This window comes from Nocardia carnea (genome assembly GCF_029868855.1).
GTDB lineage: Bacteria > Actinomycetota > Actinomycetes > Mycobacteriales > Mycobacteriaceae > Nocardia > Nocardia carnea_A.
Window position 1 is genome coordinate 1 of sequence record NZ_JARWOV010000007.1, and the last position, 9,136, is coordinate 9,136.

Consider the following 9,136-nt stretch of genomic DNA (forward strand, 5'->3'; position numbering starts at 1 on the left):
CCGGGGGCCGCGGGGCCCTCCCCCCCGGCCCCCGGGCGTCCCCGGCTCTGCCCCCCGTTGGGTCGGGCTGCCCAGCTTCAACAGATCACAGGATGACGGTTACGGCGACGCCGGGCGGCGCGCCCACCGGCTGATCGATGATCACCGACAGCGTCGAACCCGGAGTCCGGGCGGCACGACCGGCGTATTCGGCCAGATTCTCCCCGAGACGCTGTTTCGCCTCCGGGGTGAAGCCGGGCGGCAGCGCACCCAGAGCCGGGCCCAGATTCAGCGCATCGATCGTCCGCGCCTCCACGTCGGTGAAATTCACCGTGACCGTGTCCGGTGCCTGTTCCGCCGTCACCGCCGAAGCGGTGCCGCTACCGAAGACGAGACAGCCGATCGGGGCGGCTAGAGCGATCATTGGAGTGAGGGATCTCACGAAAGATATCTCCTGATTGGTTGTGCAAAAGGTTGTCGCACTGACGGATTCGCGTCGGCGGCGTCACCGACGGCGCGAATGGGGCGCCCGGGTCCGCTCCTGATGACAGGAAGCAATGGCCGCCCCTTCTCGTCGGCAATTACCTCCGGACACACAGCTGGGCCGGGCGAATACGTTGTCCCGCAGTTGTTTCCGAAGACTCCCCGCCTGCACAGAGCACCGGGAAGAGTCCGGATACGAGACAGATGCGGCGGTGGGCGGCGAATCCGGCACCCACCACCATTCCGTCAGCGTCGGCAGACGCAGAGGCGTAGCAGCAATTCCGCCCCCGCCGCCCCGGTGGCAGTTCGACGGGCAGCACCGGGACGGGCATACCGTGCGCGGGCACACACACCACCGAGCAGCAGTCCGACGATCGACATGGCCGCGTACCAGAAATAGCTCGCCCGAGGACGGACAACCGGGGCACGGAGACAGTGATAGGGGCAGTGCACGATCTGCCCGATCGACTCCGCGGACTCCGAGACTGCGGGAGCCACCCGCTCGCCGGCGGCGATCACCGAGTGGGCGAACGAAAGATTCTCGGGCGAAACGGTTTCCGACTCCAGACCGTCATGGAGACCGAGCGTCAGAACCACAGTGGCGAATACCAGAACGACAACCCGCACCAGATTCGGCGGCCGCCCGATATGCCTCACAGCCGCCGATACTAGGGGGCGATTTCCACACCGGGGCAACCGGGACATTTCCGGCACTGGGAACGAACCGCGCCCACCGTGACAGCAATTCGACAGCGACCGCACTTACGCCCCGCGCCCGCGCACAGACCACCGGAACGGATCGCGCACGGCAGCCCGTGGGCGCCGGCCGACCATAGACATACATGCCGTATGTATGTAACTATGAATGCGGAATCGATCTGGGAGGAAATATGTCGAACAGCAACGAACTCGGTCGCACCGATATCGCCCATCTGTCCACCGCAGCGATCCGATATCGCGATACCGGCAGCGGGCCACCGATCGTTTTCGTCCACGGCCTACTCGTCAACTCCGACCTGTGGCGGCATATCGTCACCCCGGTCGCGGCGGCCGGCTACCGCTGCCTCGTCCCCGACTGGCCGCTCGGATCCCATTCGGTCCCGGTACCGGATGCCGACCTCACCCCCATCGGCGTCGCCGGCCTCATCGCCGATTTCCTGGAAAATCTCGATCTGCACGATGTCACGATCGTCGCCAACGACACCGGTGGCGCCATCACCCAGGTCCTGCTGACCCACCGCCCGGAACGGATCGGCCGCGTCGTCCTTGCCGCGGTGGATTCCTACGAGAGCTTCCTGCCGCAGCCGTTCACCCTGCTTCCGCAGCTGGCTCGGATTCCGGGATCGGTCCGGCTCATAACCGAGCTGCTGCGCTTCCGTTTCCTGCAGCGCTCACCGCTCGCTCTGGGCTGGCTGAGCAAGCGCCCGATCTCGCCCGCGACCGTCGATTCCTATCTACGACCCAGCCGCGAATCGGCCGCCATCCGCGCCGATCTGCGCCGCTTCCTACGGCATGCGCGGCGCCGCTACACCCTCGATGCCGCCAACCGATTCGATTCCGTCACGGTGCCGGTACTCATCGTCTGGGCCCGCGAGGACCGGTTGTTCCCGGTCTCCTACGCCGAACGCCTCGTCCACGACCTACCCGAAGCCACCCTCGACCTGGTCGACGATTCCTACACACTGATCCCGGAGGACCAGCCCGAGTTGCTCGCCCGGCGAATTCTGGAGTTCACTCGGCTGCATGCCACGCCGTAGCCAGGAGGACCGCTCCCGCACGACCCGCACCGCGCTCGAACAAGCAGGCCGCCGCCTGTTCACCGAGCGCGGTTTCGCGGGCACCTCGGCGGAGCAGCTGGTGGCCGAGGCCGGGGTCACCCGCGGCGCACTACACCACCACTACGGCGATAAACGCGGCCTGTTCCTGGCGGTACTGGAACAGCTGGAAACCGAGATCACCACCGAAATCGAGAGCGTGCTGCGCGCCGCCCCCGCCGAGGACATCCGCACCGCGATGGCCGCCGGCCTGAACACCTTCCTGGAGATCTGCCAGCGCCCGGAGACGATCCGCATCGCCCTGTTCGACGCCCCCGCAGTCCTCGGCTGGCAAGCCTGGCGCGAACTCGAAGCCCGGCACGGCCTGGGCCTCATCACCGCCGAACTGGAACGCGCCCGCGATTCCGGCCTGATCACCGCCACCGCCGTCCCCACCCTGGCGCAGCTCATCCTGAGCGCCGTCTCCGAGGCCGGCCTGATCGTCGCCCACGCAGCCGACAAGGACACCGCCCGCCGCCAGACCCAGGAATCCCTGCTACTTCTCGTCAGCGGTTTGCTCCGCACCTGACCGAACCGCCCCCGAGTGTGCGGACCATCTCAGGACTTCCTCACTCCTCCGTCCGGATGTTCGACGGATCGCGGATCGGTATTCTCCGAACCGGTTCCGGCAGGCGTCGGGTGCCTGATGAACTCCGGAAAAGGAGTGGTCCCGGTCCCTCCGAGAGGGAATGGCGGTGTTGAACCCGAAAGGCTCACAAAGCCGTCCACACTCTGCCGCACCGAGAGCCCGAACCCGTCCGGCGTGCGGGTATAGGCCGACCGCGGCGGAATGTCACGATCCGATCCGGTCGGCCAGCCGGCATCGGACCAGCAGCGCACGATGCGATCGAAGCATCCGCCACCGGCATCCACCGTGATCCCGATGATCCAGTACGCGATATCGAAGAACTCGGCAACGACCTGCGGCTCGTTGTCGCCGGCGGGAAGCGTGACGCCCCGATGCAGCCGGGCCTGCGGGATCGCCGGATGCACCAGCGACAACGCCGATTCGGCCGGAAGTATTTGCAGCGTTCGCAGCAGATAGCGCAACAGCTGCTCCCGGGCCGTGGCCTGGTCTTGTCCGGGATCCATTCCACCGTCCATCGTGTATCTCCTGTCGAAACAGTTACCGTTCACGCGGGCCGGGCGACCAGATCGCCGTGTCCGGTGATGACCAGCCCGATATTTCCCGACGCCGGATTCGCGGAGTGCAGATAGGACTCCGCTGCATGGTCCAACGGGTTCCAGAATCCCGAAAACCGAGAAGAGGAATCGAAAGCCGTTGCACCGAAGGCACGGTCGGTGGGTAACGGGCCGTGGGTGCCCGGCATCAATTGCACATAATCGCTGGTGGCAATGGTGGCGAACACATGTTCGCCGGTACGTTCCGGAGAAACGCCGGCCAATCTCAGCTGACTGACATGATTCGCTCCTGTTCCCCAGCTGCCCATGAAAACGAGATCGTCTGTGTCCAGCGTCGATCCGTGGCCGGCGGAGTGACCGGCGAGGACGCTGCCATAGGAATGGCCGATCGTCGCCGTATGCGCCGGCGCGCCCTCATGTGTGGCCCGCAACCCTTCGTGGTACTCCCGCACTCGCGCAGCACCGTCCTGGGCGAACTGGGGAAACATGGACTGCACCATGGATTCGGGCTGATCGTAGGCACCCCAGAAACTCACCGACGTTCTGGAATTGGGGGCGGCGCGCAACGCTACTTGCCGGAGTTGTTCCACGGTCGACCTCGCGTAGTCGAGTGCGCGTCCGGGCTGGTGTGCGGGTTGCAACAGTACTGCCGTGTTGTCGGCGAAATCCGGATTGTCCAGCGAAAATGCCAGACCTCCGTCATTGTCGAGGTGGGTGAGATAGAACCGCGATGGTCCTGCACCGGACTCATCCAGCATCCTCGCGATCCCGGTGTAGTTCTCCGCGCGCGTGCCATCGTTCGATTGCCGGGCTTGCGCGAGGAGAGCATCCAGGGTGCGACGGTTGTAGAAATCCCGGTCGGCCTGTGGAATCCCGTTCCGGTTGCCGAGAAAGGGGTCCAACCGGAAAAGCTCCTCCCTGTCGGAGAAAGAAAGGTTCTCCCACATATTGCGAAGCGGCCTCGGATCTCCGGGTAATCCGATATCCGGACGGTTCGGCGCCGAGGCGGTGACAGGCGGTCCTTGCCGCATGAGTTGCCGCAGCACGCGCTCATTGTCCGCATCGGCGATGATGAATTCTTGGTTACCGCGCACCACGGCGTCGCGTGCCCGCCGGTACAGCGCTTCGGAGATGCCATCGCCCATATCGAGGATTATCTGCTCCAGGCGCCGAGCCAGCGTTCTGGCCTGCAGAATCCCGGGGCTCAGGTTCTGCAGCAAGGTATCGATGTCGTGCCGATCCGGCCCGGAACCGCCCACGCCATCACCTCGCTGATCGCACGGTCGACGTCGGCCCGCGACCAGACTCCCCTGCTCCGCAAACACTCAGAGTAAGAAGAGCCATCGAACAAGTGTGCCAGCTGACACCACTGCCCGGCTACATCGCCGGTGCCACGTGAGCGAGCCTTCTGTCATCGGCCCAGACGCGCCTGCTGGATCGCCAGGCCGAGATCATGGGGGGCTTCGGATCCGCGCCCGTCGATGCGCCATTGTCGGCACCTCCCGCCGCTTCCCTCGGGCGATCGCTATTCGGCGATCACACCCTTTGATCATGGTTTCACGATCAAGAGGTCTGATCGTGTTTCAACGATCAGAAAGCCTGGAAGCACGAAAAGGACCCGAGCCGCAGCTCGGGTCCTTTTCTACGGTGCGGATCCCGGTCGAGCGCTACCCGACCGGGATCAGCTCACCAGGAGCTCTTGTGCACGCCCGGCAGCTCGCCGCGGTGCGCCATCTCGCGCAGGCACACACGGCACAGACCGAACTTGCGGTACACCGCGTGCGGCCGGCCGCAACGCTGGCAGCGGGTGTAGGCGCGAACAGCGAACTTCGGCTTGCGGTTGGCCTTGTTGACCAGTGCTTTCTTGGCCATGTCTCAGTTCTCCTTGAACGGGAAGCCGAGGTGCTTCAGCAGGGCACGGCCTTCTTCGTTGTTGGTCGCGGTGGTGACAACGGTGATGTCCATACCGCGCGGACGATCGATCTTGTCCACATCGATCTCGTGGAACATCGACTGCTCGCTCAGGCCGAACGTGTAGTTGCCGTTGCCGTCGAACTGCTTGGGCGACAGGCCGCGGAAGTCGCGGATACGGGGCAGGGCGATCGAGACCAAGCGGTCCAGGAACTCCCACATCCGGTCGCCGCGCAGGGTGACCTTGGCACCGATCGGCATACCCTCACGCAGTTTGAACTGCGCGATGGACTTGGTGGCCTTGCGGATCTGCGGCTTCTGACCGGTGATCAGGGCCAGGTCCTCGATCGCGCCGTTGATCAGTTTGGCGTCGCGGGCGGCGTCACCGACACCCATGTTGACGACGACCTTGACCACGCCCGGGATCTGCATGACGTTGGCGTACTCGAACTCGCTGTTCAGCGCGTCCTTGATTTCCTCGCGGTAGCGCACCTTCAGCCGCGGCTGGATCTTCTCAGTGGTGGTCATATCAGATGTCCTTCCCGTTCTTACGGGAGATCCGAACCCGCTTGCCGGTTTCTTCGTCGGTGCGGTAGCCGATCCGGGTCGGGTTACCGTCGGAGTCGACGACCATCACGTTGGACACGTGGATGGGCGCCTCCTGGGTAACGATGCCGCCCGACGACGCACCGCGCAGGTTCGCGGAGTTCGCGACATGTTTCTTGATCCGGTTCACGCCCTCGACCAGGATCCGGTTCTCCCGCGGGAAGGCCTGGATGACCTTACCCTTGGCGCCCTTGTCCTTGCCCGAGACGACGAGCACGGTATCGCCCTTGTGCACCTTCATGTCAGAGCACCTCCGGGGCCAGCGAAACGATCTTCATGAACTTCTTGTCGCGCAGCTCGCGGCCGACCGGGCCGAAGATGCGGGTGCCGCGCGGGTCGTTGTCCGCCTTGATGAGCACGGCGGCGTTCTCGTCGAAACGGATGTAGGAACCATCCGGACGGCGCCGTTCCTTGGTGGTGCGCACCACGACGGCCTTCACCACGTCACCCCGTTTGACGTTGCCGCCGGGGATGGCGTCTTTCACAGTGGCGACGATGACATCGCCGATACCGGCATAGCGGCGCGACGAACCACCGAGAACGCGGATGCAGAGAATCTCCTTGGCACCCGTGTTGTCGGCGACGCGCAGCCGCGACTCCTGCTGAATCACTTCAGCCTCCTCGACCTGGACGTAAAGCACGCCGGATTGCCGACCCGACGGGCATGGTCTGTTACCACCCGAACGCGCGCCTACCAGCGGTTTCCTCTGATCTACTCGATCAACCACCGGGGGTTCGCGGCCGAATCGCGGGCACAGGGCCCGCAGGCAACCGGTCAAGGATAGCGAATCCGCAGCTCGGACAGAAATCGGGGTGGTGCGCAACGTCCGGCGCGACGGCACCGAACCCCACCGGTAGCCTCATGGGGCCGGTTCGCCTAGCGAGGTGCGGGTCCCGCATCGGGGAGAGGGTTCTGTTGAAATCTTCGGATCGTCGGGCGGTGCTCGACCGCCGCTCGTTCCTGGTGGCCCTCGGGCTGGTGCCCGCGGCCGCGTGGCTGGTCTCCTGTTCCGAGGACGAGCCGGCGCGGCTGGTCAGCGTGGACATGGATGGCTCCGACCCGGCGGTACGGCCGCAGGACGATCTGTACCGGCACGTCAACGGGAAATGGCTACGGGAGTATCAGCTCCCACCGGACAAGACCTCCTACGGCGCGTTCAGTGAGGCAGCGGAGCGCACCCAGGCGCAACTGCGGGAGATCATCGAGGGCATCAGCGATCCCGAACCGGGAAGCGAAGCCCAGCAGATCCGTGATCTGTACGACGCCCGGATGAACCTCGACGAAATCGAACAGCTCGGCTTGACGCCGCTGGATTCGATGTTCGCCGAAATCGATGACGCGAAGGACAAACCCGCCCTCGCCGAGGTGATGGGGCGGCTGCCGATCGGCGGGCTGATCGGTATCGGGGTGAGTATCGACCGGAAGAATTCCTCGGCCTATATCGCCTCGATCGGCCAGTCCGGAATCGGCTTGGACGAGCAGTACTATCGCGACCCGCAATTCGCCGAGGAACTCGCCGGTTACCGGACCTATCTGGAACGCCTCGCCAAGGGCGCGGGCCTACCCGATCCCGCGGCGATCGCCGCCCGGCAGGTCGAGCTGGAGACCCGGATCGCCGCCGCTCACTGGGGCAATGTGCGCAACCGCGATACCGAGGCGACCTACAACCTGATGACGTGGGCCGAAGCCACCGGGCTGGCGCCGGAGTACGACTGGGAGCCGTGGCTGACGGGGATCACCGACCGCCCCCGCGACCTGTTCGCGAAGCTGGTGGTGAACCAGCCGTCCTTCGTCACCGAGGCCGGCAAGATCTGGGCCGCTACCGATATCGCGGTCTGGCGCGAATATCTCAAACTGTCGGTTCTGCAGACCTACGCGCGGTTCCTGCCCAAGGAACTGTCGGATGCGAATTTCGATTTCAACGGCCGGATCATGTCCGGTTTGCAGCAGCGGCCCGAGCTGTGGAAATCCGCGGTCGGCACAGTGGACGGCAACCTCGGCGAACAACTGGGCAAGCTGTATGTGGAGCAGTATTTCCCGCCGGAAGCAAAAGAGCGGGTGCAGATCATGGTCGATGATCTGATGGCCGCTTATCGGGAGAACTTCACGAATTCGACCTGGATGTCGCCGGAGACGCGGCAGGCATCGATCGAGAAACTGGAGAAGATCGGCCTCAAACTCGGCTATCCCGACAAGTGGGTGGACTATTCGAAGCTGACCGTCACCCGCGGGAAGTTGATCGAATCCCTGCGTGCAATCAACGATTTCGAGGTGAAGCGCTCGTTCGATCGGCTCGGGGAGCCGGTGGACAAATCCGAATGGAGTGCCTCACCGCAGACGGTGAACGCCTATTACTCCCCCACCGCGAACGAAATCGTCTTCCCCGCCGCGTTCCTGCAGCCACCGTTCTTCGACAAGGACGCCGTGCCCGCGGTGAACTACGGCGGGGTGGGTGCGGTGATCGGACACGAGATCGGGCACGGTTTCGACGATCAGGGTTCGAAATTCGACGGTGACGGTAATCAGCGGGATTGGTGGACCCCGGCCGATCGCACCGCCTTCGACGCCAAGTCGAAACAACTCGTCGACCAGTACAACGCGCTCGTACCGGAGGGCCTCACACCGGACCAGCACGTCAACGGCGAATTGACCGTCGGTGAGAACCTCGCCGATCTGCGTGGTCTGCAGATCGCGTTGACCGCCTTCCGGCTGGCCGAGGAGCGGGCCGGGGTATCGCCTCCCGATTACCACACCATGTTCCTGTCCTATGCCCGGATCTGGCGTTCGAAGACGACACCGGAGTACACCGAGCGTCTGCTCCAAGGGGATACGCACGCCCCCGACGAGTTCCGCGTGAATCAGGTGGTCCGCAATATCGCCGAGTTCTACCGGACGTTCGGCGTGGCCGACACCGATGCGCTGTTCCTGCCGGAGGACCAGCGGGTCGAGTTGTGAGCTGTGGGGGGGGCGCCCGCCCGCCCCCCCCCCCCCCGCAGGGGGGGGGGATCTCGCCCTGGCCCGGCCGCTAAAGCGGGCGGGGGAGGACCCCCGCGGCCGGCGCGTCCGCACAGCAGCCAGGCCGCGTTGAGGGCGCCCGCCGAGGTGCCGTAGACGGCATCGAATATCCGCGCGAGTCCTAGATCCTCCAGCGCGTGCACCATCCCGCTGGAGTACACCCCGCGGCTGCCGCCGCCGGGGC

The 9,136-nt window shown here is 65.0% G+C and carries 11 protein-coding genes and 1 pseudogene; 3 read left to right on the forward strand and 9 right to left on the reverse strand.

The window, feature by feature from the left end; all coding sequences use genetic code 11:
- Positions 1-85: 85 nt before the first annotated feature.
- Positions 86-403 carry a hypothetical protein gene (locus tag QH195_RS00135; protein WP_280433854.1) on the reverse strand — a complete coding sequence of 106 codons (318 nt, stop codon included), beginning with the start codon at positions 401-403 and terminating at the stop codon, positions 86-88.
- A gap of 305 nt (positions 404-708) precedes the next feature.
- Positions 709-1,119: a hypothetical protein gene (locus QH195_RS00140; RefSeq protein WP_280422196.1), complete on the reverse strand. Its 411-nt coding sequence runs from the start codon at positions 1,117-1,119 to the stop codon at positions 709-711.
- Positions 1,120-1,352: 233 nt separating this feature from the next.
- On the opposite strand from QH195_RS00140, the gene QH195_RS00145 reads away from it, so the two are divergent.
- Together QH195_RS00145 and QH195_RS00150 are read left to right on the forward strand one after the other, a co-directional pair.
- Complete coding sequence (locus QH195_RS00145; RefSeq protein ID WP_280433855.1) at positions 1,353-2,219, forward strand: alpha/beta fold hydrolase; 867 nt, start codon at positions 1,353-1,355, stop codon at positions 2,217-2,219.
- Entirely contained in the window at positions 2,206-2,805 is a 600-nt protein-coding gene (locus QH195_RS00150) for a TetR/AcrR family transcriptional regulator (RefSeq protein ID WP_280433856.1), read from the forward strand. The genes QH195_RS00145 and QH195_RS00150 overlap by 14 nt, the downstream gene beginning before the upstream one ends.
- Before the next feature lie 29 nt (positions 2,806-2,834).
- Here the strand turns inward: QH195_RS00150 and QH195_RS00155 are convergent, their stop codons facing one another.
- From QH195_RS00155 to rplN, 6 genes are all read right to left on the reverse strand, one after another.
- Positions 2,835-3,380, reverse strand: coding sequence for a hypothetical protein (locus tag QH195_RS00155; RefSeq protein WP_280433857.1), 546 nt, complete (start codon positions 3,378-3,380; stop codon positions 2,835-2,837).
- Between the two features lie 29 nt (positions 3,381-3,409).
- On the reverse strand, positions 3,410-4,678 hold the full coding sequence (locus tag QH195_RS00160) for an alpha/beta hydrolase (protein WP_280433858.1): 1,269 nt from the start codon (positions 4,676-4,678) through the stop codon (positions 3,410-3,412).
- 427 nt (positions 4,679-5,105) lie between these two features.
- Complete coding sequence (locus tag QH195_RS00165; RefSeq protein ID WP_014349101.1) at positions 5,106-5,291, reverse strand: type Z 30S ribosomal protein S14; 186 nt, start codon at positions 5,289-5,291, stop codon at positions 5,106-5,108.
- A gap of 3 nt (positions 5,292-5,294) precedes the next feature.
- Complete coding sequence (rplE, locus tag QH195_RS00170; protein ID WP_280422201.1) at positions 5,295-5,858, reverse strand: 50S ribosomal protein L5; 564 nt, start codon at positions 5,856-5,858, stop codon at positions 5,295-5,297.
- Position 5,859: 1 nt separating this feature from the next.
- Positions 5,860-6,177: a 50S ribosomal protein L24 gene (rplX, locus tag QH195_RS00175; protein ID WP_280422202.1), complete on the reverse strand. Its 318-nt coding sequence runs from the start codon at positions 6,175-6,177 to the stop codon at positions 5,860-5,862.
- Between the two features lies 1 nt (position 6,178).
- Positions 6,179-6,547, reverse strand: coding sequence for a 50S ribosomal protein L14 (rplN, locus tag QH195_RS00180; protein WP_014349098.1), 369 nt, complete (start codon positions 6,545-6,547; stop codon positions 6,179-6,181).
- A gap of 305 nt (positions 6,548-6,852) precedes the next feature.
- Here rplN and QH195_RS00185 point away from each other — a divergent pair, with 305 nt between their 5' ends.
- The gene (locus QH195_RS00185) at positions 6,853-8,892 is read left to right on the forward strand and encodes a M13 family metallopeptidase (RefSeq protein ID WP_280433859.1); all 2,040 of its coding nucleotides are present in this window, start codon (positions 6,853-6,855) and stop codon (positions 8,890-8,892) included.
- Between the two features lie 92 nt (positions 8,893-8,984).
- Here the strand turns inward: QH195_RS00185 and QH195_RS00190 are convergent.
- Positions 8,985-9,136, reverse strand: a pseudogene (locus QH195_RS00190) (patatin-like phospholipase family protein); the annotation flags it as partial.